This window comes from Gottfriedia acidiceleris, from assembly GCF_036421055.1.
In the GTDB taxonomy this organism is placed as follows: Bacteria; Bacillota; Bacilli; order Bacillales; family Bacillaceae_G; genus Gottfriedia; species Gottfriedia acidiceleris_C.
Map to the genome: position 1 here is coordinate 42,203 of NZ_JAZGQS010000012.1, position 26,424 is coordinate 68,626.

Genomic DNA, 26,424 nt, shown 5'->3' on the forward strand with positions numbered 1-26,424 from the left:
CTTTTACTACTTTCTAAATTCAGATAACATTCTATTTAGTTCCTTCGTGCTGGAATAAACTTGCTTATAAATTGAATAAAGCTTCTCATATTGCTTAACATTTTCACCAACGGGTTCATATGAAGTGATTGGCTTTATAAACTCTTCTGCACAAGCCTCTAATGATTCAAACCAATTACAGCCATAAGCAGCAAGCATCGCCGCACCCATTCCAGGACCTTGCTCGCTTGATAGTTTAATAATTGTCGCATTAAAAATATCTGCCTGCATTTGAAGCCAAACAGGATTTTTAGCACCGCCACCAATTGAAATAATCGAATCAATCTTCTTACCGTTATTTCGGAAAATTTCAATTGACTCGTTCAATGAAAAAGTAATACCTTCCATGACAGCCCTCGCAAAATCACTTCTCTTATGTGCTGCATCCATACCAATAAAACATCCTCTAATAACTGAGTCCGCATGTGGCGTTCTTTCACCAACCAAATACGGAGTAAACATTAAACCATTTGATCCAATCGAAACATTATGAACATCATCTAATAGTTGTTCAAAATTCACGCCCTCAGCAAAAGTATCTTTAAACCAGCTTAATGAAAATCCTGCGGCAAGCGTTACACCCATTGAGTAGAAAGCATCTTCTTTACTGTGGTTAAAATAATGAACTTTACCTTTGAAGTCGTGTTCTCCATGCTCTTCATAAGAAAGAACAACTCCTGAGGTACCAATACTACATAGCGTATTGCCTTCTTTTAAAATACCTGATCCAATTGCGCCACAAGCATTATCGGCTCCACCTGCAAATACTTTCACTTCACGACAAAGTCCTGTCAAATTAGAAACCTCTTTTGTAATTGTTCCAACACAATCATGAGACTCGACAATTGGTGGGCAAAGATGCAAAGGAATATCAAATTTAGTACATAATTCATCACTCCACTGCTTTTCTTTTACGTTTAAAAGTAGTGTTCCAGCAGCATCCGAGTATTCAGTATGAATTTCACCAGTCAAACGATAACGAAGATAGTCTTTTGGCAATAAAAATACTGCTGCCTGATGAAAGATCTCCGGTTCAAACTCCTTTATCCATAAAAGTTTTGGCAAAGTAAAACCTTCAAGTGCTGGATTTTTCGTTATTTCAAGTAAACGTTCTTTGCCAACTTTTTCATTGATTTTTTCACATTGCTTAGTCGTTCTTGTGTCATTCCATAAAATTGCATTACGAAGGCTTTCATTGTCTTTATTCAATAACACTAGACCATGCATTTGACCTGAGAAGCTAATCCCTTGTATATCATTCGGATGACCTTTAAAGTCTCTAACTAGTTCGGCAAGTCCATCGATTGTTTTTTCAACCCATTCTTCTGGATTTTGTTCACTATATCCGGATTTTTCTTGTATTAATGGATAGGCACGAGATACTTCTTGGCATACCTCTCCAGACTGATTAACTAACAATATTTTTACGGCACTTGTACCTAAATCAATACCTACTACATAATTCATAACAATCATCCTTTTATTGGTTTTTTAGCGTGTCTTATGAGAAAAATGTGCTGGAAATAATGAGTTTCCCAGCACATTTTATAGTCAAAAGATTTTTAAACCGTTGCGAATTCAGAAATGGCATCTAATAGATATTGGTTTAGCACTGATTTAAGACGTTCTTCGCGACCAGATTTATTTTGGATATCACCTAAATTTAATGCATATGCTTCAAGTGTATGAAAACTTGCTTTATTCTCTACGATTTCTTTACCAATACCATAAGTGAAGCTGCTATAACGATCTTCTATAAAGCTTTCAAAGACTTTATCTTCAATTAGTTTATTAGCTACTAATGTGCCAATTGCAAAGCTATCCATTCCAGCTATATGTGCATGGAATAAATCTTCTACATCAAATGATCCTCTTCTTACTTTTGCATCAAAGTTCAGGCCGCCTTTTCCTAAGCCACCATTTTTTAAGATTTCATACATTGCTAATGTAGTAGAGTAAAGATCTGTAGGGAACTCATCTGTATCCCAACCAATTAACTTATCACCTTGGTTTGCATCAACTGAACCAAGCATTCCATTTATTCGAGCAACGCGTAATTCATGCTCAAATGTATGACCAGCAAGTGTTGCATGATTTGCTTCAATATTGAATTTAAACTGTTTCTCTAAACCATTTGCTTGTAAGAAAGCTAGTCCAGTTGCTACATCAAAGTCATATTGATGCTTCGTTGGTTCTTTTGGTTTTGGTTCAATTAAGAACTGACCATCGAATCCGATTTCTTTTGCATAATCTACAGCCATATGGAAGAAGCGCGCAAGGTTGTCTTGTTCAAGCTTCATATCAGTATTCATAAGCGTGTCATAACCTTCACGTCCACCCCAGAATACATAGTTAATTGCACCAAGCTCTTTTGCAATTTCTAATCCTTTTTTCACTTTTGCAGCTGAATATGCAAATACGTCCGCGTTATTAGAAGTAGCAGCTCCATTTACATAGCGAGGATGAGTAAACATATTTGCCGTATTCCAAAGCAATTTTGTTTTACTTGTTTTCATATATTCTTTTATCATTTCTACAATGACATCTAAGTTTTTATAAGTTTCACCTAATGTATTTCCTTCAGGGGCAACATCTGAATCATGAAAGCAGAAGAATGGAACATCTAACTTTTCATAGAATTCAAATGATGCTTCTACACGTGCTTTAGCAAGATCCATTCCCGTTAAATGATTCCAAGGACGTTGCATTGTACCTGCCCCAAAAGGATCTGAACCATCCGCAGTAAATGTATGCCAGTAAGCAACTGAAAAACGTAGTAAATCCTCCATTTTTTGGCCATTAATTACCCTTTGAGGATCATAATATTTAAATGAAAATGGATTTTTTGATTTAGGACCTTCAAATTTAACTTTGTTTATATTAGTAAAGTAACTCATGCTTAATTCCTCCTAAAATAGTAGTTTTGTATTTTATGACTTATGTGAAATGACAATCCAAGTACGCAATACTTTCATATCATCTGGCTCAATTCCTTGTAAGCCAGTCAATTCTCCATTTACTTCAAGATTAGGAGCGTTAGTTACCCACGTGTAAGGCTCAGGGCATAAAAATCCGCTTCTCCCATCTTTGTTATAAACAACCCAATGCTTAAAACTTTGGTCAACGGTATACTTAATCTCGATTCCTGTTGCTTTGTTAGTTATTTGTGCTGTTTGGAGGCCACTGTTATTAGGATTAGATAGAAAAACATCATCTAACGCTAACCCGTACAAGCTCATTCCTTCACTCAACTCATTTTTGTACTCAATATCTTCTAATTCCCCTGTTGGTAAAAATCGATCATTTAGTTTCCAACGTTTATCGATTGGAAGCTTGAAGATTGAAGTTTCTTCTGGGAATACGAAACTAGTATGATAACCAAAGCCAAACGGTAAAACTTCATTACTTTTATTAATAATTTCTGCTTTTTTGGCGAATAAATTATCATTCAGAATAAAGCTCATCCTTATTACAAAATGATGCGGGAATTGAGTCATTACATCTTCATGCATACTTGAATCAAACTCAGTAATAATTTTCACTGTTTGCTCATTAACTTCTACACTTGAGAAATGCCACGCCCTTGTGTGAACAAAACCATGAATATGATTCTGCTTGTCCATTTCATTAATATCAAATTGGTACCTTCTTTTGCCAAATTGAAACTTACCTTGATCGATTCGATTTGGAGGGAACAGGATTGGAGTACCGTAAAGAACTGGGTTATTTAAATACTCCTCGGTTGAGTTAGGGACCCTTAAAAGCTCAGTATTTGATTTTTTATGAACCATGGAAATCAAGTTTGATCCCCATCCGGGAATAATGATAATCTCCAATTCACTATTACCTGCTTTAATCGCTGGTTCATTTAAAAAAGAAATCTCCTCAGCATAAGTATTCATCTAGATTCCCCGTTCTGTCATAATTTCTACACTTAGACTTTACTAGTCTTACCTTGTCTTTCGTCTATTCGATTAAAGCTATACATGCCGCAGAACATGAAAACCCAAGCAACTGACACGACACTAAAAAATGGAATTAGCCCTGGCTGATACAGCAACAAAATTAAGATAGCGATTAGACTAACTAACATTAGTAATGTAATGTGAAAATGAAAAACACTTAAAAAGAATGCATTTTTTAAATAATCTTTTAGTTTAAATTCGTAATGTACATATAGTGGGAAAATATAAAGGAAAACCATTAAATAAACTGCCGCAATGATTAATAAAGGAATGATTAATACAAATTGGAGCACCCCTTCAATCGTTCGGATGTAAAACACATCAAACATTAGGAAAATTCCACTAAAAATGAATACCAAACCAAGTTTATTGGAACTTTTAAATTCCTTTTGGAAGATAGTTAGAAATGTTCTCCAAATCGGAAGATCAGTTTCTTTTACGATCCATTTACGAACAATTGTAAATAGGGCTACTGTAGCAGGGAAAAAACCAAATATGACTAATCCTGCTATTGTATAGAGGAACCACAGTAGATTGACATATGCTAATTTCATGACCCATTCACACAAAATAAACAATTTACCCATTGTTTTTCCAAGTATCATTTAATCACCCTCCTTTACAAATTCATCTTAGCTTTATCTAATTTAGTTAACCTTTTACTGACCCAGAAGCAATTCCTTCTACAATTCGATTACTTAATATAAGGAAGGCAATTAGGATAGGTAGAATACTAATAACCAACGTAGCTCCAATTGCTCCCCAATCAGTCGTATACTGCCCAATAAAATTTTGAATACCAACTGTTAGTGTTTTAAATTGATCTGAGCTAATAAATGTATTAACGAAGACAAACTCATTCCAGTTGTAAATCATATTAATAATTGCTGCTGTAGCAATTACTGGTGATGTCATTGGTAATGTAATCTTAAAAAAAATATGGTTAATTGATGCACCGTCCATTATCGCTGCTTCTTCCACCTCTCTAGGGAGAGCTTCGTAAAAACCAATTAAAATCATAATCGTAATTGGCAAGTTAAAAGCTGTGTACGTAAGAATTACTGAGAGTGGATTATCAATTAAATTTATTTTTGTAAAAGTATTAAATAAAGGAATTAATGTAGAATGGACTGGAATCATTAAACCTACCATAAATAATCCCAATACCCATTTACTTGCTTTCCAATTCATTCTCGTAATGGCAAAGGTTACCATACTAGCTAATACAACCGTTAAAATAACTGCAGCGATTGTATACGTTACACTGTTAAAGAAATACTGACTAATGTTCCCTTCAGTCCAAACTTTCGTATAATTCTCCCACTTTGGGCTTTCAGGTAAAGAAAAAGGTGACATATTGAAAACTTCTTGGTTATTTTTTAATGAAAAAAGAAATAGCCATATGATCGGAAATATTTGAAAAATCGCAACGATTATAAGGAATAGATACATAAATCCGTAAGCAATTTTACTAAAAACACTATTCTTGCTACGGTCAGTTTTCTTTTCAGTTACAATGGCATGAGATCCTGTAGCTCTTACCGTATCCACTTAAAATCCCCCTTTCTATTAGTAAATGTCATTATTTGCTTCTGTAAACTTACGAATAACCCAAGTAACTACTAAACAAATAACTAATAAGAAAAATCCAATTGCACTTGCATATCCAAAGTCAAAACCTTTGAATGCTTTTTGATACATATAAGAAGCCATTACTTCACTTGAACCATTAGGACCCCCACCTGTCATAACATAAATTAAGTCAAAATATTTAAGCGATCCAACGACAGCAAGAACAATCGTTACTTTAACAACATTCATGATTAACGGTAATTTTATTTTTAAAGCGATTTGAATTGGTGTTGCCCCGTCAATTCTTGCAGCCTCGATTAGAGAGTCTGGAATATTTTTAAGAGCTGCATAGTAAATCAGAATATAAAAACCGGCGTACTGCCAAATAATTGGGATAATAATCGCATATAATGCTAAGTTTGTTTCTGCTAACCAGGCCGGTGGATTATGAACTCCTAGAGAAACAAGTAAGCTATTTAGAATACCGTTAGTAGGATGATAAATTTTAAGCCAAAGCTGAGCAATTGCAACAGAAGCAAGCAGCATTGGAATAAGATATATTTTTCTAAGAAGGTCTGCACCTTTAATTTTTCCGGCAAGTATAAATGAGATGAACAAATAACCAATTAAACTAACGGCCGAAAATATTGCTAATAAAAAGGAGTGGAAAGCACTTTTCCAAAATAGGGGATCATGTAATAAGTGGGCGTAATTCTTTAAACCTATGAACTCCTTTTCGCCAATTCCATTCCATCTCATTAAGCCAAAATATCCAGTTTGCACAATTGGAACGTAAATCAAAGCAAGGATCAGAAAAAGAGCTGGTGTAATATATAAGGCAATTATTTTTTTATTTGACATAGCTTTATTCACTTTAGTTCAACTCCTTCCCCTATATTTAAAAATCAAGGGCATATTAAAATGCATCCATATGCCCTTTTCTTTCATACATCAAAATTTATTTATCTTCTGCCTTCAAAGCTTCTTCATGTTGTTTTGCAAAATCTTTTGGTTTTACTTCATTTCCAAATAGAGATTGAATTAAGTTTAAGTGAGTTTCAGCTACAGAAGCACTCATTTGAACATCAGCAAATAGTGTTAAGTTGCTTGCTTTATTTAACTCATTTAACACGTCAATATATAACGGTGGTAAATTTACTTTTGACGTATCAACCTTAGTCGCTGGAATGACACCCGCTTTTTCAACAGATTGCTCTCCCCACTTCTCTACAAAAAATTTAACAAAGTCTTTAGCTTCAGCTTTCACTTTTGAATGCTCTGCTACGAATAAACCTACTCCAGGACCGCCTACCCAGCTGTTAATATTTCCTTTTCCGCCTTCATAAGTAGGGAATTTAAAGAAACCTACGTTGTCACGGAAATCTTTTGGAATTTCTTCATTTGTCGTAAAGTTTGGAAGCTCCCATGTTCCCATTAAGTACATAGCTGCATTTCCATTTAAGAATTCAGATTTACCCTCATCATTGGATAATCCATTAAAACCTTTAATAAATGCATTTTCTTTAACTAGGTTTTGAACCTCTGATGCCGCTGAGACAAGTGCAGGATCTTCGAATGTTCCTGTACGGTTAATTGCTTTATTTAATACATCAGCGCCGCCAATTCTGTCTGCCAAATACATATACCATAGTGAACCTGTCCAACGATCTTTATTTCCTAAAGCGATTGGCGCAACCCCATTTTTAGCAAGTGTTTTAACAACATTTTGGAATTCGCTATAAGTTTGTGGTACTTGTAGGTTATATTTTTCAAAAATTGCTTTATTGTAATAAATTGGAGCGATGTTTAGTTCTAGAGGTAATCCATATGTTTTTCCATCGATTGCATATGCTTCTGTTGTTCCGCTTACAAAAGAATCTTTTAATCCGTTATTTAATACATCATCTAAATCGGCAAAAAGGCCACCTTTTACAAATGGTTTCATATATCCTGCTGCCCATGTAAACCCAACATCAGGAAGTTCATTGGAAGAAGAAAGAACTTTAATCTTATTCTTGTATTGCTCATTTTCAAGAACTTCTACTTCGATTTTTACATCCTTATGTTCAGCCTCATATTGCTTAATAATGTCAGATACAATTAAGTTTTGTTGCTTAGAACTTCCAGCAGGCCAAAGATGCATAAACTTGATCACTTTTTTGGAACCGCTTTCAGTTGACGCGTTATTAGATTTACCACAGCCAGTTAAAGCAACCATCAGAATAAGAACTAGTGCTAACACTAATGAAGACGCTTTCTTAAACATGTCTAACCCCCATTTTTTTAAATTTTTCGTTACAAGTAAATTCTAGCACTAAAAAAAAACCGCGGTAAGGTAACCACGATTGGATAAAATTCCACTATTTTTGGATTAGTGAATCATCAAGTTCCGACACTTTTCTAAATTTACTAGGGGTAATACCCTCGTAATCCTTAAAGATCTTAATAAAATACTTAGCTGTCTGATAGCCTACTTCTAGTGCAATTTCTTCAATTTGCAAATCTGTTGTCAGTAGACGATTTTTTGCAATTTGTAATCTCTTTCTAGTCAAATACTCACTAAATGTTAGCCCTACTTGCTCTTTAAATAACACACTAAAATAGCTCGCATTTAGATGTACAGCTTCTGCTACATCTTTTAGTGTAATTTGATTGCTTATATTTTCATTAATAAAGGTCTTTGCTCCATTAATTGAGTTAGAGCGGTTATTAACTTGATCTAGTTTTAATAATTTCTGATCAGTCACTTTTTCCATATATTCAATCCTTTTAATATTCGCTTCCTTTTCAAGCGCTTGCTCAATAGCCTCAATTAGTTTTTGTTTACTTACCGGTTTTAGTAAGTAATTTACAACTCCTAAACGAATGGCTTCCTGGGCATAATCAAAGTCAGGGTGTCCAGAAATAATAATTGAAACAAACTTATGCCCTTTATCCTTTAGGTTTTTTAAAAGCTCTAAACCATTCATTTCAGGCATACAAATATCCGTTACTAATAAATGAATTTTTGTTCTGTTCATCTGTTCAAATGTTTCTTGACCATTTGCGGCACTAAGAATTTCAAATTTACCGTTTGACCATTTCTCTAATGTTTTTTTTAATCCTTGTCTAGTCGCTTGTTCATCATCAACAATTAGAATCGTTTTTGTATCCAAATTATTCTCCACCTTTGTCTGGAACTTCGAATAATACAGTTGTACCTTTACCGATCTCACTTTCTAAACGAAGGCCACTTAAGTCATATCCTTCGTAATATAATTTGATTCTTTTATTTACATTAGTAAGCGCCATACCCATCCCTTGAAAGGATGATACATTGTCATTTTTAATTGCTAGATTAAGAGCATTAAGAGCTTCTCTATTAATTCCCGGTCCATTGTCCTTAACAGTCACTAATAAATTAGATGAGCCTTTAATCCGTTTAATCTTCACTAAAATAATCCCTTGTTCCCGACTATTTTCAATACCATGCATAATGGCGTTCTCAACTAAAGGTTGGATTAGTAGTTTAGGAATTTTAATCGCTAATAAATTTGGCTCAACAGATATCTCCCATAACAACCGTTCTCCTAATCTCATTTTCATAATCTGTAAATAACGTTCAATCTGATCGAGTGCAGCTTGTATAGTTACCCATTCACTACTGTTTGCATTACCAATTGTATAGCGAAATAATCCTGACATTGCTATCACTATTTCTGCCAAATCCTCTTCACCTCTATCATCTAAAGACCAGTAAAGTGCATTTAGCGTATTATATAGGAAGTGCGGATCGATTTGGGCTTGTAGCGCCTTCAACTCTGTTTGACTACGAAGTAACTCTTTTTCATAAACGACCTGTATTAAATGATTCGTATTTTCTACCATTTGGTTATATGTTCTATTTAGTTCAATAATTTCTAATGAAGCTGCGCTTTCCTTGTTAATTTTCAACTCGTCCATTTTTGCATTCTTCATTGTATTTGTAAGTTTCTTTATTGGTCTTGTAATCATTGTTGCTAGGATAATTGATGATATGACAAAAATGATAAACCCAATCACACCAGATAAAAGGGTCGCTTTTCTTACCGGTGTTACCCGCTCGTTTAAAAAGCTTGTAGGTTTTAAAATAACTAGAGTCCAGCCTGTTTTGGTAGATGGTTGCGTAACAATCATATATTGTTTTTTATTTACTTTTATCGATTCATATCCTTCTAATAAAAATTTTTGAATATCAATGCCGTAATTATCCGTTATCGGAGTTAAATCCCTATCGAGGAGCATCATATAATCCTTCTCCCTAGGAGATAAATTACTTTCTTCAACCTGAAAATAATTATTAAGAATTCTTACGACTAAATATCCTCCATTTGAAAACCATCTATCCATTAAACTTACCCTTCTTATTGCATAAGAATAGTTACTATTTTTAGGATCTTTCCCTACCCACACTAACCTTCCTTTCTCAGCTTCTGCTTCCTTTACCCATTTCTCATCGATTACACTAGATAAAATTTTTTCACCGAATGGAAAAATGCGATCACCTTCCGAAGAATATAGTTCAAAAGAAGAAATTCCATTTGAATAAGCTAAAAAGTTATTTATGACTCTAATTAGTGATTGTCTTTTTGCAAAATCAACACTTTCTCCGTATTTCAATCCAAGTAATATTTGTTGAACTGTTTCATTGGTGATTAATTGATTTGATAACGTATCAATTTGCTTATACAAGGTTTCCATTCTTCCATTTGCTTCAACAGCCGTTTGTTTGATTTGCTTCTCTGTTGTATCTTTCATTAAAGTTCCAACTTGGTTATATACCATAATAGATACAATCGATAAAACAATCACCATAACAATCAAGAAGACAGCCAATATTTGATTTCGTAAAGTGTTTAATTTTCTTAACCGTAATCTTATTTTGACGATTGTAATCACCTTTTCAGTAGTAAGTTAATGTAAGGGTTTTCTTTAAAAAATATCATACTATATTTAGTATTATTCTGAATATTAAAAACATCTATCTAGTAATAAATACCAGATAACTTAAGGTCAATAATTAAAAATCAAAACAAAAAAAGGGAACCTAAACATTGGATGCTTGAGGTTCCCTTTTTCATTTCTTTACTATTCAATGACCTCTTCCATGTACTTTTGACTTTTCTCATTCATTCATTAACTTGTTCAACTTTCATCCATTCCGCTTCCTGAAGAGTCCTCCATAAAATTTTCCCACTAGCTGTAGTTGGTAATTGATCAATAAACTCGACATATCTCGGGTATTTATAATTAGCCATATGCTCTTTAGACCAATCGATAATGTCATCCTCACTTACTTTGCCTGAATAAATAGGATTTAAGATTACATATGCCTTTACTGTTTCTCCCCTTTTTTCATCAGGCTTACTAACAACACAAGCTTGTTGAATGGCCGGATGTTTATAAAGTAGGTTTTCCACTTCGGTTGGCCACACTTTAAAGCCTGATGCGTTAATCATCCTTTTAACACGGTCAACGATAAAATAGTACCCTTCATCATCAAACCGACCGATATCTCCTGTACGGAAAAATAATTTTCCGTCTATTTCAATAAAGGCATCATTTGTTTCTTCTGATCGGTTAAAGTAGCCTTTAAAAACTTGTGGTCCATTAACAACAATCTCACCAACCTCACCTGCACCTAGCTGTTTCATTGTTACGGGATCGATAATTCTAGCGTCTACGTCAAATGATGGAATTCCAAGGCATTGAAGCTTTGGTCGATCTGGCGGATTAAAATGTGTCTGAGCAATTGTTTCTGATAATCCATAGCCCTCTACGAACTTTAATCCTGTTAATTGAAATAACTGCTCTCCTACTGCTTCTGGAAGAGGAGCCCCGCCACCTGCAATATTTACAAGAGACTTGATGTCTTCTGTATTTAAATTTGGATTTGCTAAAAAGTCGATTAACATAGTACTAATATTTACCCAATGGGTACATTCATAGTTTTTAATCAATTTGCATGCATGGTTTCGATTCCATCTTGTTAGTAATACCATACTTGCACCAGTAAGAATCGGGGTATGCATACCATGAACCATTCCTGTCACATGGAATAGAGGTAACGTTGAAAAATTAACGGCATTTGCAGAAATATTCATCCAAACAGCAGATCCTACTACATTTGCTTGTACTGTTTTATGTGTGTGTATGCATCCTTTTGGTAAACCTGTTGTTCCTGAAGTATATGGAAGGACTGCAATATCTTCTGAATTACCTTCATAAAGTGACGGGGTAAGCTGTGTTTGTATGACATCCTTCCAATAAAATATATTTTCGTTTTGATAGATTTTCTTTGACTCAGTTATTTCAATCGCTAAATCGGAAACGAAAGGAATGGTTGGTAAGTATTCAGAGTAAACTGCAACTACTAAATTCTCTAATCCAGTTGTAGCTTGTAAAGGTTTAATTTGAGGGGATAGTTCTTGGCCAATGACTGCGGTTTTAATTTCACAATCATTTATGTAAAATTCAAGTTCATCTTTAGTATTCATTGGGTTAATTGGTACGACAATTCCTCTTACTCTTAATATTGCATAGAAGGCGATCACATATTGGGGTGAGTTTTGCATATATAGCATTACACGTTCACCAGGGGAAATTTCTAACCTATGCTCAAGATAACCTGCTAAATAATCAACCTCTTCAAGAAGCTGCTTGTACGTTTTTGAAGCGCCATAATACTCTATAGCAGTTTTATTTGGATACCTTTTTGCCGAAACGACTAAATTATCATAGAGTGTTGTCTCAGGTAAAGTTAAAGATTTAGAAACCCTTTTTGGCCAATACGCAAAATGTGAAGTACTCATAATTTTTCCCTCCGCTTATGTACCTTTTTTATTTAGTTTTTAATACTGACATTACTTTATTGTATGTTTGGAAAATTTTAGTCAATAACAAAAAAATTCAGGGCAATTATTCATATACGATACTTGAATAACTCTCTGCTGGAAAACCCTTACAAATTATTCGTTTTAAATAGTATGTTTGAATTAAATTGCCAAATGGGGCATTTGCTAAGTTTAGTGTGGAAAGGAAATTGGAATGGATAAAAAATAGTAAATCTTTGAAAAGATCCTTTAGAAATTATTATAATGGAAAGGCTTAAATGAATAAATAGTTTTTTGAATTTTTAAAAAATATAATGTTATACAATTATTACTTAACCACTTTTCTATGTTTCAATTAATAATAAGTGAGGTGCAATCAAATGAGAATTGGAATAATTGGTTTAGGAGATATAGCTACGAAGGCCTATCTACCAGTTCTTTCTGAAAAAGAAAAGATTGAATTGGTACTATGTACAAGAAGTAATGAAAAACTAGATCATTTATCCAACAAATATCGGATCAATGAAACCGTTAATACAGTAGATGAACTGTTAGAAAAGAATATTGATGCAGCATTTGTAAGTACAGCTACAGAAGCTCATTATATGATAACAAAAAAGTTATTATTAAATGGTATAAACGTTTATATTGATAAACCTATTTCAATGAATATCAAAGAGACTGAACAAATTGTAAATCTAGCTAAAGAACAAGGAAAAATAGCGATGGTTGGATTCAATAGACGTTTTACCCCTAGAGTAAAAGAGCTTACTATGCATGGCAAGGCTAGCTTAATAATCATGCAAAAAAATAGATTTAATTTTCCTGAATATACTAGACGATTTGTTGTAGAGGATTTTATTCATGTGGTGGATACACTTAGGTATTTAATGTCAACTAATGTCGTTGATTTAAAAGTCAATTTCTTAAAAAATAATAATATGCTCGAACAACTAGTCATTCAACTTACTGGTGAGGGATGCACGGCTATTGGAATAATGAACAGAAACAACGGTGTTACCGAAGAGATTATTGAATATATGACACCACAAAATAAATATGTAGTGAGTAGTTTAGTCGAAACAACCCATTATCATCATAAAGATATCAATATTACAAAATTTGGTGATTGGGAACCAACCCTATTTAAACGTGGGTTTTACCAAATCATTGATCACTTTCTTGACTGTATAGAACAGAATAAAACCCCAGACCCTTCAATAAATGATTCCTTCATTACTCATGAAATTTGTGAAAGAATCGTTCAGTTTATTGATTCTAATGAAGATTAAATAAAAAACCCGAATAGTAGAATTGAGAGGTCTAATTATTCGGGTTTTATTTGTTATTTATTCTTGTTCAGCCATTGCATCTTTTGGTGTACCGAAGAAATATGTTAAGACGAAACCACCAGCATAACCAGCAAGTAATCCAATCACATATTTTAACCACATTCCGTTTGCAATAAGTGGAACTAAAGCCATTCCTGAAGGACCAATTGCAATTGCCCCAACATGTCCAAACATTCCAATTACTGCTCCTCCAATACCACCACCGATACACGCAGTGATAAATGGACGACCAAGAGGTAAAGTAACACCATAAATTAATGGTTCACCAATTCCTAAAATACCTACTGGAAGAGCACCTTTAATCATGTTTGATAATGATTTATTCTTTTTGCAACGTAACCATAGTGCTAAAGCTGCTCCAACTTGTCCAGCACCTGCCATTGCTAGAATTGGTAATAATTGTGTTGCACCAGTTGTATTAATTAACTCGATATGAATCGGTGTTAATACTTGATGTAAGCCTAACATAACTAATGGTAAGAATCCCATACCTAACACAAATCCTGCAAAAATACCGCCTTTTGCAATAATCCAGTTAATAGAGCCAATTAAGTTATCAGAAATAAATCCTGCTAATGGCATAATGAAGAAAATTGTCAGTAAACCAACTACTAGTAAAGCAATCATAGGTGTAATAATGATATCTAAAGAATCAGGAACAATCTTACGTAATTGTTTTTCTAAAATTGATAGTAAGTATACTGCAAGTAGAACACCAATAACGCCACCTTGGCCAGGAGATAACGGGTCACCATTAAAGATATTTTTAATTGGTTGCTCAGGAAGCATACCTGTTAAAAGTGTTACACCACCAATAACTCCCCCGAGGGATGGTGTTGCACCGAATTCCTTCGCTGCGTTGATACCAACATAAATCACTAAATATGCGAAGATTGCATTTTTAATTACATTTAAAACTGTAACATATTGTGACCAAGTAGCTGCATCTAGGTTTTGAGCCGTAATATTGTTTGATAATATCGAAGCAATACCAGCAATTAAACCTGCACCAACGAATGCTGGAATTAATGGAATAAAGATATTACCGACTTTTCGTAAGAAATTTTTAAAAGGTGTATTATTTTTCTTTTTTAATTCAGCTTTAAGGTCTGAGCCCTTTTCTTTTAAAGCTGCTGATGAAGTTCCTTGTTTTCCAGTTGAACCATTTCCTAGAAGACCAAATTGTTCAGCAACTTTTGTTACTGTACCAGGACCTAAGATGATTTGGTAAGTTTCATCATCAACAGTACCAAGAACTCCGTTAATTTTTTTAACTTGATCTTCATTGATTAAATTACGATCAGCAACATTAACACGAAGTCTTGTCATACAGTTTGTAAATGAAACTACATTATCAGTACCGCCGATTGCATCAGCGATTTCAGAAGCTAATCTTTGATATTTATCCATCTTCTACTCCCCCTAATATCTATTTTTGTACCGCTTTTCGAACAAATCCTTCTGACTTTTTCAATTGCTCAATTGCTTGCTCGTAACTAAATCCCGTAAGAATCATAACGATGGCAACTTTCGGACTTTGATTCGACTTTGTTAAATACTCTTCTGCAATTTCATACGTACAAGAAGTTGCTTCCATTACAATGCGTTTTGAACGCTCAACTAATTTTTCATTTGTTGATTGAACATCAACCATTAGGTTACCGTATACTTTTCCAATACCAACCATTGATGCCGTAGATAACATGTTGCAAACTAATTTTTGAGAAGTACCAGCCTTTAATCGTGTAGAACCAGTTAATACTTCAGGCCCATTAACTACTTCGATTGCTATTTCCGCCTCTTGACCTATCTTAGAGCCCTTGTTACAACTAACCGCTACAGTAGAAGCACCAATTTCTTTGGCGTATTTTAAACCACCAATAACATAAGGCGTACGACCACTTGCTGCAATACCAACTACAATATCATTTTTACTTAAGTTAATTCCCTTTAAATCTTCAATTGCAAGTTCTTCGCTATCCTCTGCACCCTCAACCGCTTTTATAAATGCTTTTTCTCCGCCTGCAATTAAACCAACTACCTCTTCTGGGCTTGTTCCAAATGTAGGAGGACATTCAACTGCGTCTAAAAGTCCTATGCGGCCACTTGTGCCAGCACCTATATAAATCAAGCGACCCCCGCTTTTGAAAGCAGTTACAATTCTCCCAACAGCTTTAGAAATATTAGGAATTTCATTCCGAACGGCAGCGGCAACTTTAGCATCCTCTTCGTTCATTACGGTTAAGAATTCTTCTATAGACATTTCATCTAAATTCATTGTTTTTTCGTTTCTTGTTTCGGTTGTTAAATTCTCAAGCATGTTTGCTTCACCTCAAGTAATTTTTTAAACTAAATTTAATTTCATACATATTATAACTATTTTTGAAATAAAATTTCAATAGTTATATTCATAAGGAAGAAATTTCAAATTATTAATTCTTATTTTTGTTCAAATAAATGTCATATTCATAAAACGACTACTAACAATTTCTTTTTTAAAAGATGCATTAATCTATAATATGTACATTATTTTGTCTGGCAAAAAAGTTTAAACTCAATTTACAAATTCAAAACATAATTAATAAACGATTGTGGTATTTTAAACCTATGTATTTAAAATATGTTTGTTAAATTTGATGACAACTTAACTAAAATACAATTCATTTTACAGATGAAAAGACAACATCCTCCATATGATTAAGGATATTTATGTCACTTAACTAGGGGTATACAATGAAAAAGTTTATACAGTTTTATAAAAAGTTCTCGTTAGTGGAGAAAAGCGCACTTCTCTGCTTTCTCTTACCTCCAGTAGGTATTGCATTGCTATTGATCATCGGGATTCATACCCTCTATACTCAATGGTTTATTAATAAACGGTTTATTTATTCGTTTAGTTCGTACTTTTTCTTATGCCTACTTATATCTACTATTGGTGCTGCCCTTTTAGATAGAAATATATTATTTTTATTGGTCAGTATCATGATTCTTGGTTACTGGGGAATATATTGTAGGATTTTAGTAACTGAGAAAGGTCAATTATTTCAGAGATTTCGCATGATTATAATCTTTGGGGGCGTATATAGTTGTGTAATTGGATGGATATCCAAATGGTTGCCATTTCCTAAAATTGTTGGTTATTTATTAGGGACAGTGCTTTTTGGAGAAGTTGAACCTAAGAATTTTAACCGTCTAATTGGTTGTGCATATAATCCCAATTTTACTGTTTTTATTTTATTAATCGCTATTTCTTTTCTTTTTGCCAGTCTACTTTCTAGTCTAGAAAGGAAACATTATATTAGCTTGTCGTGGCAACTTCCGATTCAAACACTACTTAGTTATGGGATTTATCTAACGGGTTCAAGAGCTGGTTTTGCGACGATGATTCTGATTTATTTACTTTTTATCTTCCGACTTAATCGAATGTTTTTCTTTGTTTGTACAATCATCGGACTATTCTTTTCGAAATGGTTGCTCTATTTAATGCCAAGAGCCGATTCAGTTATTCAAGCAGGGCATAAAAGGTTGGACATTTGGAAAAACGCATATACTATTTGGAAAAACCACCCATTCTTTGGTGTGACACCGATTGGATTTGGTCAAGAATATGTAATACAATATGATCATTTCATCCCTCATGCACATAATTTACTGCTGGGTATGTTTGCGGAATACGGAACATTAGGAGGATTAGCTTTTATAACATTAATTAGCGTAAATATTGTAAAATGCATTCACTTATTCTTATTTGAACGTAGTAAAAAATGTTTTTTTAACAGTTTTTTACTCGGTCTACCCATTATTTTGTTTACAGGGGTATTTGATGAGCCCGTATTCTCTCCACAAATCGGTTTCCTGACTGTTATACTGCTTGGGTGTTGGGATCGATATTCGAGACGTATGCAATTCAATATCGAGATTTCCGCCATTCAAGGCAAATTTATTAGCGTTTATGGAAGTACGGCTAGGTTAGTTGTAAGTTCGTACATGATTTTGCATTATTTAAAATCGAAGTTTATAAGTAACAAGTACTAAAAAAGACCCCTTTGATTATAAGGGGTCTCTTTTGAACGTTTTATGATATTTTTTTCGTAACTTTCACTTCTACTGCCACATTTTGTTTTGTTAAGAATAAATTTAAAATAATTGCAGTTAAAGAACCTGTTACAATTCCATTTTGCATTAACATTTTTAAAAAGTCAGGTAGTTGGTCGAACATTTGTGGAAGTGTTGCTGAACCTAATCCTACTGCTATACTACAAGCTGCAATTAAAAGATTTTCTCCTTTACCTAAATCAACTTCTGAAAGAATTGAAATACCGGCAGCTGCAACAGATCCGAACATAACAATCATTGCACCTCCAAGAACGGCATTTGGAATAACAGTCGTTAAAGCTGCTAGTTTAGGTAATAATCCAAGAACAACCATGATACTTCCCGCAGCATAAATAACTTCCCTAGATTTAACTTTAGTAAGTGAGATTAAACCAACATTTTGCGAAAATGCTGTGTACGGAAATGCATTAAAAATGCCACCAAGCATAATTGCAAGACCTTCTGAACGCAACCCATTTACAATCTGGTCTTGTTTAACCATTTGGTTAGTCGCTTTTCCTACAGCGAAATAGACTCCAGTTGACTCCACCATACTAACGATACATACAATAATCATTGTAATAATGGCTGTAATACTGATTTTTGGTGCTCCAAAATAGAATGGTTGAGCAATACTAAACCATGATGCTTCCGATACGCTTGAAAAGTGAACGATTCCCATTGCATAGCCTGCTATCGTTCCTACGACCAAACCTACAAGTACGGAAATTGTACGTAAAAATCCTTTAGCCCACCTGTTAACGACTAATATTACGATAAGTGTTAGAAGTGCCAGTAATAAATTGTGTACTTGACCAAAATCTGGACTCCCTTGTCCACCTGCTGCATTATTCATAGCAACAGGAATTAAAGAAAGTCCAATTATCGTTACGACCGATCCTGTTACAATTGTAGGGAAAAACTTTAAAAGCTTTCCATAGAAAGGAGCAGCTAATATAACAAAGATACCAGAAATAATGATTGCACCGTATGCTGTCGGTAAGTTTGAAGAGGATGCAATTGCAATAATCGGTCCTACCGCCGTAAATGTACATCCTAAAACGACTGGCAATCTACTCCCCATATATTTAGTCCCCATGCTTTGCAGGATAGTTGCGATACCGCAAGTAAATAAATCTGCTGCAATCAAATAAGCGATCTGTGTTGGCGTTAGATTAAGCGCGCCACCTATTATAAGAGGTACAACAACTGCACCTGCATACATAGCCATGACGTGTTGAAAACCTAATGTAAATGCTTTTTGTTTACTTAACAATCTGATTCTCTCCCTTGTCATTGCTTTAGTTTATCTATATTGATTAGCGTACAGTTATTACTCTTTATAAAACACAAAAGGACAGGTTCCACTTGAGTATGTTTCTCTCAAGTGAAACCTGTCCTTCTGGGTTTTTATCCCTAATGGTGTAGCACGTGCAGTGCCCACATCGCTCGGACCAGCCATTTTATTTTTAATGCGGAACCCTAGATGTGCTTTCACTCATAGTCGGTCGATTATATTGGTCGTCCGGTAGAAACTTATGGGCCATATCCCCATGATTATATGAGTTTTTTATCTATTTGTACCTTGATTATGTTACACATGCTATTCAATATTTTCAAGTAGAAAATGCAAAGAAAAGGCGCTCCATTAGAAAATAACTAATGGAACACGTCAGTTATGTTCTACGCATATAAGCTTTTACAGTTAGGGGTGCAAAGATTGCTACAATTAAAGCAGCTCCAATCAGCGAAATGATTAGATCTGAACCTGCAGTTCCTGTGTTCGTAAGATTTCTTACAGCAGTAATCAAATGAGAAATTGGATTTATTTTTACAAACCATTGAAGCCAATTTGGCATTGTATCGACTGGTACAAAGGCATTTGAAAGGAATGTTAATGGAAATAGTGCTAACATAGAAATTCCTTGTACACTAGATGCTGTACGTGCGATTACTCCAAAAAAAGCGAAAATCCAGCTAATCGCCCATGAACATAAAATTACAAGTAGCCCTGCTAATACAACATAGCCCAAGCCACCTTCAGGACGATATCCCATTATATACCCCATTGTGAAAGTAAGAACAGTAGCGATTGTATAACGAATCGTATCCGCCAATAACGCTCCGGCCAGTGGTGCAATACGTGCGATCGGCAATGACTTAAATCGATCGAATACACCTTTATCCATATCTTCACGCAATTGTACACCCGTAACAATCGAAGTAGTAATGACAGTCTGTACTAAGATTCCAGGTATAATTACTGGTAAATAACTCTTAACATTCCCAGAGATTGCTCCACCAAAGATATAAGTAAACATAAGTGTAAAAATAATAGGTTGGAGTGTAACATCAAATAATTGTTCTGGTGTGCGCTTTATTTTTAGTAGACCACGATAAGCCATCGTAAATGAATTTTTTACTGATTGATTAAAGCTAGTTTTATTTTTTAATTCACGATAAGCAGGTTGTTTTATTGATGTGCTCATCCCCTTACTCCCTCCATCTCTTTTGTTTTATCTAACTCCTTTGATCCATCATCATCTACGCTATTACCAGTAATCGTAAGGAATACTTCATCAAGAGTCGGCTTTTGTACACTCATTTCAGCTAAATGAATGCCTTCATCACGTAAAGCAATTAGTAGATCGGTTACTCGGTCAGCATCCGCCATAGGTGCAGTAATCTTTCCTTCTACTAATGAGATGTTAGATTTTACTTTTAGTACGTGTTCTACTGTTTGACGCGCCTTTTGAACATCTTTTATATCTTGAATTTTTAATTGTAACGATGAACTACCAACCGAAGCTTTTAATTCATCAACAGTACCTTCCGCAACTACATGACCACGATCTATTACTGCAATCCGATCAGCTAGTTCATCCGCCTCTTGAAGATATTGTGTTGTTAATAGAACTGTTGAACCTTCTTTTACTAAACGACGAATCGTATCCCACATTTGATTTCTAGTACGAGGGTCCAGACCAGTTGTCGGCTCATCTAAGAAGATAAGTGGAGGCTGCGCAATTAAACTTGCTGCCAAATCTAATCTACGACGCATTCCACCTGAGAAGTTTTTCAATGGACGTTTTGCTGCTTCCGTTAAGCCAAATTCCTCTAATAAATCAGCTGCTTTCTTTCGTGATTCCGCTCTACCTAGACCTAGTAATCTTGAGAAAATAATAAGATTCTCTGTAGCACTTAGTGACTCATCTACTGAGGCATACTGACCAGTAACGCCAATTAATTGACGCACAATTTGAGCCTCTTTTAAAACATCATGTCCGAATATACTTGCAGTCCCTGCGTCTTGTCTTAGTAGTGTAGCCAGCATTCGAATTGTAGTTGTTTTCCCTGCACCATTTGGACCAAGTACACCGTAAATACTTCCCGCACGAACGTTTAAATCCACTCCATCAACCGCACGATTTTCACCAAATATTTTAACTAAACCGCTCGCTTCCACTGCCAAATCTCCATTATTTGGGGTAATTATTTTTTTATTTAAATATTCCAATTCTTTTCCTCCTTTACGACTTATTACAAGATGAATATATCGACTAATTATGAATTAAGTATGAACTTTAAATAAAAACTTTCTTTTCGAATAGTTACAGGAGAGGGTCCAGTGCTCTATCTAAAAATTAAAAAACTTCCCTTATTTAGATTAAGGGAAGTTTTTAAAGTTAATCGTGAGTTATAGTCTGATTTAATAGTAGAAACTCTGAACTAATATCATGTATGAAAGGAGTCGTTTCTCCTAAGCTATATAAATGTAATTCGTGCATTGCTCGTGTACATGCAGTGTAGAATAGTCTACGGAGGCTCTCGTCTTCATAAACTTGAGCTGATGCATCGTAAATAATAACTGCATCGAATTCAATTCCTTTTGCTAAATAGGCGGGAATTATGACAATCCCCTGTTCATATTCAACTGAACTCCTTTTCACAAGCTTAATTCCTTCAATATCTTTTAATGCTTCATATGCATCTGAGCTTTCTTCAGCAGATTTGCATATAACAGCAATTGTATTAAATTCACTTTTCTTTAAGTCCTCTATTTTAGATGTAATATGACTGTGCAAATCTTCTCGACTAGATAACTGTGTTAATGCAGGCTTATCCCCAACTCGTTCAAAGGGAGTAATAAGATTGCCTCCAGGTATTAGTCTACGTGTGAACTCTACAATTGGTTTTGTTGATCTGTAACTGCGAGTCAGATTGATCACTTTTGTTTCTTCTGATCCATATAAGCCTTTAAGGACATTAAAATCAACCATCTCACTAGCATGCGCAAAAATAGCTTGATTAAAATCACCTAGCACGGTCATCTTTGCAGAAGGAAACAGTCGTTTCAAAAATTCAAATTGGAAAGGAGAATAATCCTGCGCTTCATCTACAAGAACAAATTTAATTGTAACATTCGATTGGAAGCCTTGAATCAATTCTTTTAAAAGTAAATATGGTGTAGCATCTTCATAAAACAACTTGCCTTCATCTAACATATTTAATGTTAACTGACATATATCAACCCAATTCTCAGGTGTATCCCCTCCAATCCATTGTTCAATTTGAGTTGGATTGGAAAATAATTGTTTATAGATACCCTTTATGTCAATGAAACGCAATCCTCTAACCCACTCACGTAGTGGCTTTAGTTTTTTACGTACGACCATTCGACCTAACACCTTAGATTCTTGTTCGTAATCATCGAATGAATCCTCTTTAGATTGTTTTTTCTGTAAGTACTTATATGCTTTTTGATAATCATCTTTACTGAGTAACTCGATTTCATCCTTTACCCATGTTTTTTTCAATTCTTGCTTTTCCATTTCATTAATTTGTTTGTTTAACCATTCCGTCAACTTCTCTAATCGGTTGTTAAATTTTAAAGAAGTGTCGGTGCTATAAAATCTTTCATATATTTGTTTAGCTGTAACGACTGGTTTGCCTCTAAATTTAAATCCCCTAAAGACCATTCCTGATAATTCCAATGATTTTCTGTATGCCTTAATCGTCTCAAAGAAATCAGTTGACGCTTTAAATTGAATGCTTGAAGTCCTAGTCTTATAGGAAGGATCCTCTATAGCAGTTAGCACATATTCTAATTGCTCATAATTATCCTCAACTTGGAACGCATCACTTAGCCTATGAACTAAATATTCTTGGAATGTAACTTGTTGCATATTTTCTTCGCCTAGTTCAGGTAAAACCCTCGATACGTAATTATTAAACATTGCATTAGGAGAAAATAAAATAATTTGATCTGCTTTTATCCAATTTCTATATTTGTAGAGCAAATATGCAATCCTTTGTAAAGCCGCAGATGTCTTTCCGCTACCAGCAGCCCCTTGAACAATCAGTAATCTACCTTTGTCATAGCGAATAATCTGATTTTGTTCTTTTTGAATACTGGCTACTATGCTTCTCATATGCTTGTTTGTACCTTTGCCTAGCACATGCTGCAAAATCTCATCACCTATAGTGAGACTTGTATCGAACATTGATTCAATTACACCATTCCGTATAATATATTGCCATTTTTGGTCTAATACGCCATTCACTTTTCCCCCAGGAGTATCATACTCTGCAGGACCTGGCGGATAATCATAGTAAACACTCGAAACTGGGGCTCTCCAATCATAAACCAAAATATTTTCTCCCGTTTCATCCATTAGCGTTGAAACGCCAATATAAATACGCTCCGTTTCAGACATACCTTCTTCTGTAAAGTTAATGCGCCCAAAATAAGGAACTTCTTTCATCCTACGAAGTGCTGATAGCCGGTTGGAAGATTGCTTATGATTAATTTGTCCGATCGCCAAAAGTTGAGATTGTTGTCTTAAACTAATAACCGTCTCTAAATAGTCATCAAAGCTATCTGTATTAACTTTAACTTCATCCCAAAAGTTTTTACGAACATTGATTACTTCGTTTCTACGTTGGGCTGTTTCGTCTGTTAATTTACTAATTTTGTCCGTAATTAAATCAAGTACAGCATTTACTCTTACTTGTTCTTTTTGAAGTTCGTTGGTCATTTCATGCACTCCTTTAAAAGATAAAAATGGGGGTTGACTCAAGAGGATTTGTATAGTAAAATTAAAGTAGGGAAAATATGACCTCTTATTATTTCTTTATTATATATACTGTATTAATCTACCACGTTTTTATCTTTTAGGCAATAGTCCTCGTTTAAAATCATCATTATTTCTTCTTAATTACTAATTTTCGTAACTAAAAAAAGCAAAATGACCTAACCTAAACTGATCATTTCATCACTTATAGTAAGGTCATCCTTATTATGAATAAATTTCTTCTGCACATACTTCAATTAATTACCTTTTATTAAATTTTACATCTTTCTTACAATCCGCCACTTTATTGATGATCTTTCCTATAGACAAATTTGCCATTCACAATAGTAGCATGAACATTAAATTTACGATCAATTAAGACGATATTTGCTTTTTTTCCACCTTCTATGCTTCCAACTTCATGATCAATAGTAAGTAATTTTGCCTGGTTAAGACTGACCATCGGTAAAATAGATTCTAAAGGCACCCCTAAGACGTCTTTTACATTTTTTAAACACTCCATTAAATTAGTCGTACTTCCTGCTAACGAGCCTGTTTCTACTGTTCGAGCAATTTTATTTTCCACTTTAACGTCTAATGTACCAAGCGTATAGGATCCATCTGGTAAATCAGCAGCCGCCATTGAATCACTTATTAAAAGAATTCGTTCTGTCCCTTTTGCTTTGTATAATAGCTTAATTGCTCCAGGGTGGACATGCTGTAAATCTGCTATACATTCACAATAACATTGATCATTTATTAGAACGGCACCAAGACACCCAGGATCACGATGATTAAATCCCCTCATGCCGTTAAAAGTGTGAACAGAAATTTTTGCTCCATGTTCAATTGCGTTATTCGTTGTGTCATAGTCTGCATTTGTATGGCCCATAGACACGTGAATCCCTTTATTTGTTATCAAGTTAATAACTTCCTCTGCATGTTCTTTTTCTGGAGCTAATGTGATCACTTTTACCGTATTATTGGACGCCTTTATGAGTTCAATTATCTCATCTGTATTTAGTTCACGAATATACTTGACCGGATGAGCGCCACGATGCTCAGTTGTGATATATGGACCTTCTACATATGATCCAATGATTTCCGCTCCTTCTGTCTGTCCTATCGCTTCACTTACGATCATTATAGCTTTTTTAATTTTTTCAAAATCATGAGTCAGAGTAGTTGGCAAAAATCCTGTAACTCCATGACGTGCAAGCGACATAGACATTTCTTGTAATGATTGAATACTACCATCCATCGTATCATTTCCAGCAATTCCATGAACATGTAAATCAATCATGCCTGGAATGGCTTCAAAACTAGAAAAATCCAAGATTTCACAGGAGGGTTTACTCGTTGTTACGCCATTAATTCTTCCGTTGTTAATTAATATATAGCCAGCTTCAATTACTTTATGAGGTGTATAAACTTTTTCTACCTTAATTGCTTTCATTACATTTCCCCCTCTATTATTTGCAGGAATACTTTTTCTCAAAGAATAACAGGCAACACCAAAATAGGATGCTGCCTGTTTAAAACTTATACATGTAAGTAGTTTAATTTTTTTAAAGTTAAATAACATGCTCCATACAACCCGGCATCATTCCCAAGAATCGAAGGCAGTACGATTGTTTCTTGATGATAAATCGACATGGTTTCCTTTTTAATCTCAGAGTTGATGTCTTGTATAAATCGTTCTCCCTGCTCAGCAATCCCTCCCCCAATAATAATTGCCTCCGGGTTCAGAAGATGGACTATATTTGATAGTCCTGTGCCTATATGATGGATAAACTTTTTATATACTCTAGTAGCAATTGGATTTCCTTCTTCTACTAGAGCCAAGATTTCTTCTCCAGAGATTTTCTCCGTAACTTCACCATTTTTGTTCTTTTCATCAATAAAGTCACTTACTAGGGCTGAAGTAGCAGCATATCTTTCAAAGCACCCTCTCCGTCCACATCCACAAGAACGTCCGTTATTAACAATGACGGTATGACCTAGTTCTCCAGCTAAATGACGAGATCCACTTACAATCTTCCCGTCTATGATAATGGTGCTTCCTATACCTGTTCCTAATGTTAGAAAAACTACATCTTTCTTACCTTGAATTACCCCCTTCCACATTTCACCGAGGCAAGCACTTTTCACATCATTTTCTACACTAACGGGTAATTTAAACAAATTGAAAAGTATTTCGCCTAGTTTCATTCCTGAATAGTTGGGTATATTGTTGGAAAATAAAATTTCACCTATTTCATGATTTACAAGACCACATGAGGAGATTCCGATTCCTGCAATTAAAAAATTATTTTGGAGGTTTTTTATTTTCTCAGCTAAAAGTTCAGGAAGCAGCTTTTGTATATTACTTTTAGGTGTTGGTACCTTATCTTTGTAAACGATTTGCCCATCACAATTTATTAGTCCAAATTTAATAAATGTACCCCCGATATCAAAACAAACTATATTTTCCACC

20 protein-coding genes and 1 riboswitch are annotated in these 26,424 nt (G+C 34.6%); of the genes, 2 read left to right on the forward strand and 18 right to left on the reverse strand.

Annotation, left to right across the window (positions count from 1 at the left end):
- Positions 1-6: 6 nt before the first annotated feature.
- From xylB to RAH41_RS17585, 10 genes are all read right to left on the reverse strand, one after another.
- Entirely contained in the window at positions 7-1,506 is a 1,500-nt protein-coding gene (gene xylB / locus RAH41_RS17540) for a xylulokinase (protein ID WP_331224307.1), read from the reverse strand.
- Between the two features lie 95 nt (positions 1,507-1,601).
- A complete protein-coding gene (xylA, locus tag RAH41_RS17545) occupies positions 1,602-2,936 on the reverse strand; it encodes a xylose isomerase (protein ID WP_331224309.1) in 1,335 nt (444 codons plus the stop codon).
- A 33-nt stretch (positions 2,937-2,969) separates the two neighbouring features.
- Positions 2,970-3,941, reverse strand: a complete 972-nt coding sequence (locus RAH41_RS17550; protein ID WP_331224310.1) for an aldose 1-epimerase — start codon at positions 3,939-3,941, stop codon at positions 2,970-2,972.
- A gap of 32 nt (positions 3,942-3,973) precedes the next feature.
- On the reverse strand, positions 3,974-4,609 hold the full coding sequence (locus tag RAH41_RS17555) for a YesL family protein (RefSeq protein WP_331224311.1): 636 nt from the start codon (positions 4,607-4,609) through the stop codon (positions 3,974-3,976).
- A gap of 46 nt (positions 4,610-4,655) precedes the next feature.
- Positions 4,656-5,471 carry a carbohydrate ABC transporter permease gene (locus RAH41_RS17560; RefSeq protein WP_331224399.1) on the reverse strand — a complete coding sequence of 272 codons (816 nt, stop codon included), beginning with the start codon at positions 5,469-5,471 and terminating at the stop codon, positions 4,656-4,658.
- A gap of 102 nt (positions 5,472-5,573) precedes the next feature.
- Positions 5,574-6,449, reverse strand: coding sequence for a sugar ABC transporter permease (locus RAH41_RS17565; protein WP_331224312.1), 876 nt, complete (start codon positions 6,447-6,449; stop codon positions 5,574-5,576).
- A gap of 85 nt (positions 6,450-6,534) precedes the next feature.
- On the reverse strand, positions 6,535-7,842 hold the full coding sequence (locus RAH41_RS17570; protein ID WP_331224314.1) for an extracellular solute-binding protein: 1,308 nt from the start codon (positions 7,840-7,842) through the stop codon (positions 6,535-6,537).
- A gap of 94 nt (positions 7,843-7,936) precedes the next feature.
- Positions 7,937-8,731: a response regulator transcription factor gene (locus RAH41_RS17575; protein WP_331224316.1), complete on the reverse strand. Its 795-nt coding sequence runs from the start codon at positions 8,729-8,731 to the stop codon at positions 7,937-7,939.
- A 1-nt stretch (position 8,732) separates the two neighbouring features.
- The gene (locus RAH41_RS17580; protein ID WP_331224317.1) at positions 8,733-10,352 is read right to left on the reverse strand and encodes a sensor histidine kinase; all 1,620 of its coding nucleotides are present in this window, start codon (positions 10,350-10,352) and stop codon (positions 8,733-8,735) included.
- Positions 10,353-10,723: 371 nt separating this feature from the next.
- Entirely contained in the window at positions 10,724-12,406 is a 1,683-nt protein-coding gene (locus tag RAH41_RS17585) for a long-chain fatty acid--CoA ligase (RefSeq protein ID WP_331224319.1), read from the reverse strand.
- A gap of 401 nt (positions 12,407-12,807) precedes the next feature.
- Between RAH41_RS17585 and RAH41_RS17590 the strand changes: the two genes are divergently transcribed.
- Positions 12,808-13,719, forward strand: coding sequence for a Gfo/Idh/MocA family oxidoreductase (locus RAH41_RS17590; protein ID WP_331224321.1), 912 nt, complete (start codon positions 12,808-12,810; stop codon positions 13,717-13,719).
- A 57-nt stretch (positions 13,720-13,776) separates the two neighbouring features.
- On the opposite strand, the gene RAH41_RS17595 is transcribed toward RAH41_RS17590, so the two are convergent.
- Both RAH41_RS17595 and murQ read right to left on the reverse strand, forming a co-directional pair.
- Positions 13,777-15,189: a PTS transporter subunit EIIC gene (locus RAH41_RS17595; RefSeq protein WP_331224323.1), complete on the reverse strand. Its 1,413-nt coding sequence runs from the start codon at positions 15,187-15,189 to the stop codon at positions 13,777-13,779.
- A 19-nt stretch (positions 15,190-15,208) separates the two neighbouring features.
- Positions 15,209-16,099 carry an N-acetylmuramic acid 6-phosphate etherase gene (murQ, locus tag RAH41_RS17600; protein WP_331224325.1) on the reverse strand — a complete coding sequence of 297 codons (891 nt, stop codon included), beginning with the start codon at positions 16,097-16,099 and terminating at the stop codon, positions 15,209-15,211.
- Between the two features lie 413 nt (positions 16,100-16,512).
- On the opposite strand from murQ, the gene RAH41_RS17605 reads away from it, so the two are divergent.
- On the forward strand, positions 16,513-17,814 hold the full coding sequence (locus tag RAH41_RS17605) for an O-antigen ligase family protein (protein ID WP_331224327.1): 1,302 nt from the start codon (positions 16,513-16,515) through the stop codon (positions 17,812-17,814).
- A gap of 40 nt (positions 17,815-17,854) precedes the next feature.
- Here RAH41_RS17605 and RAH41_RS17610 read toward each other — a convergent pair whose 3' ends face one another.
- The 6 genes from RAH41_RS17610 to RAH41_RS17635 all read right to left on the reverse strand — a co-directional run bounded on the left by RAH41_RS17610 (position 17,855) and on the right by RAH41_RS17635 (position 26,423).
- Complete coding sequence (locus RAH41_RS17610) at positions 17,855-19,150, reverse strand: nucleobase:cation symporter-2 family protein (RefSeq protein ID WP_331224328.1); 1,296 nt, start codon at positions 19,148-19,150, stop codon at positions 17,855-17,857.
- Positions 19,151-19,355: 205 nt separating this feature from the next.
- Positions 19,356-19,459, reverse strand: a riboswitch (purine riboswitch).
- A gap of 91 nt (positions 19,460-19,550) precedes the next feature.
- Positions 19,551-20,363 (reverse strand): ABC transporter permease, encoded by an 813-nt coding sequence (locus RAH41_RS17615; RefSeq protein ID WP_331224330.1) that lies wholly within the window; start codon positions 20,361-20,363, stop codon positions 19,551-19,553.
- Positions 20,360-21,391: an ATP-binding cassette domain-containing protein gene (locus RAH41_RS17620; protein ID WP_331224332.1), complete on the reverse strand. Its 1,032-nt coding sequence runs from the start codon at positions 21,389-21,391 to the stop codon at positions 20,360-20,362. Before RAH41_RS17620 ends, RAH41_RS17615 begins: the two co-directional genes overlap by 4 nt.
- 169 nt (positions 21,392-21,560) lie before the next feature.
- Positions 21,561-23,912, reverse strand: coding sequence for an RNA polymerase recycling motor HelD (gene helD / locus RAH41_RS17625; protein ID WP_331224336.1), 2,352 nt, complete (start codon positions 23,910-23,912; stop codon positions 21,561-21,563).
- A 340-nt stretch (positions 23,913-24,252) separates the two neighbouring features.
- Positions 24,253-25,404, reverse strand: a complete 1,152-nt coding sequence (gene nagA / locus RAH41_RS17630) for an N-acetylglucosamine-6-phosphate deacetylase (RefSeq protein ID WP_331224338.1) — start codon at positions 25,402-25,404, stop codon at positions 24,253-24,255.
- An 86-nt stretch (positions 25,405-25,490) separates the two neighbouring features.
- Entirely contained in the window at positions 25,491-26,423 is a 933-nt protein-coding gene (locus RAH41_RS17635) for an ROK family protein (protein WP_331224340.1), read from the reverse strand.
- Position 26,424 lies beyond the last annotated feature (1 nt).

Excerpts from the sequence above, each read along its gene's own strand:
- xylB (WP_331224307.1), bottom strand. The coding sequence starts at position 1,506 with ATGAATTATGTAGTAGGTATTGATTTAGGTACAAGTGCCGTAAAAATA.
- xylA (WP_331224309.1), bottom strand. The coding sequence starts at position 2,936 with ATGAGTTACTTTACTAATATAAACAAAGTTAAATTTGAAGGTCCTAAA.
- RAH41_RS17550 (WP_331224310.1), bottom strand. The coding sequence starts at position 3,941 with ATGAATACTTATGCTGAGGAGATTTCTTTTTTAAATGAACCAGCGATT.
- RAH41_RS17555 (WP_331224311.1), bottom strand. The coding sequence starts at position 4,609 with ATGATACTTGGAAAAACAATGGGTAAATTGTTTATTTTGTGTGAATGG.
- RAH41_RS17570 (WP_331224314.1), bottom strand. The coding sequence starts at position 7,842 with ATGTTTAAGAAAGCGTCTTCATTAGTGTTAGCACTAGTTCTTATTCTG.
- RAH41_RS17580 (WP_331224317.1), bottom strand. The coding sequence starts at position 10,352 with ATGAAAGATACAACAGAGAAGCAAATCAAACAAACGGCTGTTGAAGCA.
- RAH41_RS17585 (WP_331224319.1), bottom strand. The coding sequence starts at position 12,406 with ATGAGTACTTCACATTTTGCGTATTGGCCAAAAAGGGTTTCTAAATCT.
- RAH41_RS17590 (WP_331224321.1), top strand. The coding sequence starts at position 12,808 with ATGAGAATTGGAATAATTGGTTTAGGAGATATAGCTACGAAGGCCTAT.
- RAH41_RS17595 (WP_331224323.1), bottom strand. The coding sequence starts at position 15,189 with ATGGATAAATATCAAAGATTAGCTTCTGAAATCGCTGATGCAATCGGC.
- murQ (WP_331224325.1), bottom strand. The coding sequence starts at position 16,099 with ATGCTTGAGAATTTAACAACCGAAACAAGAAACGAAAAAACAATGAAT.
- RAH41_RS17605 (WP_331224327.1), top strand. The coding sequence starts at position 16,513 with ATGAAAAAGTTTATACAGTTTTATAAAAAGTTCTCGTTAGTGGAGAAA.
- RAH41_RS17615 (WP_331224330.1), bottom strand. The coding sequence starts at position 20,363 with ATGAGCACATCAATAAAACAACCTGCTTATCGTGAATTAAAAAATAAA.
- helD (WP_331224336.1), bottom strand. The coding sequence starts at position 23,912 with ATGACCAACGAACTTCAAAAAGAACAAGTAAGAGTAAATGCTGTACTT.
- nagA (WP_331224338.1), bottom strand. The coding sequence starts at position 25,404 with ATGAAAGCAATTAAGGTAGAAAAAGTTTATACACCTCATAAAGTAATT.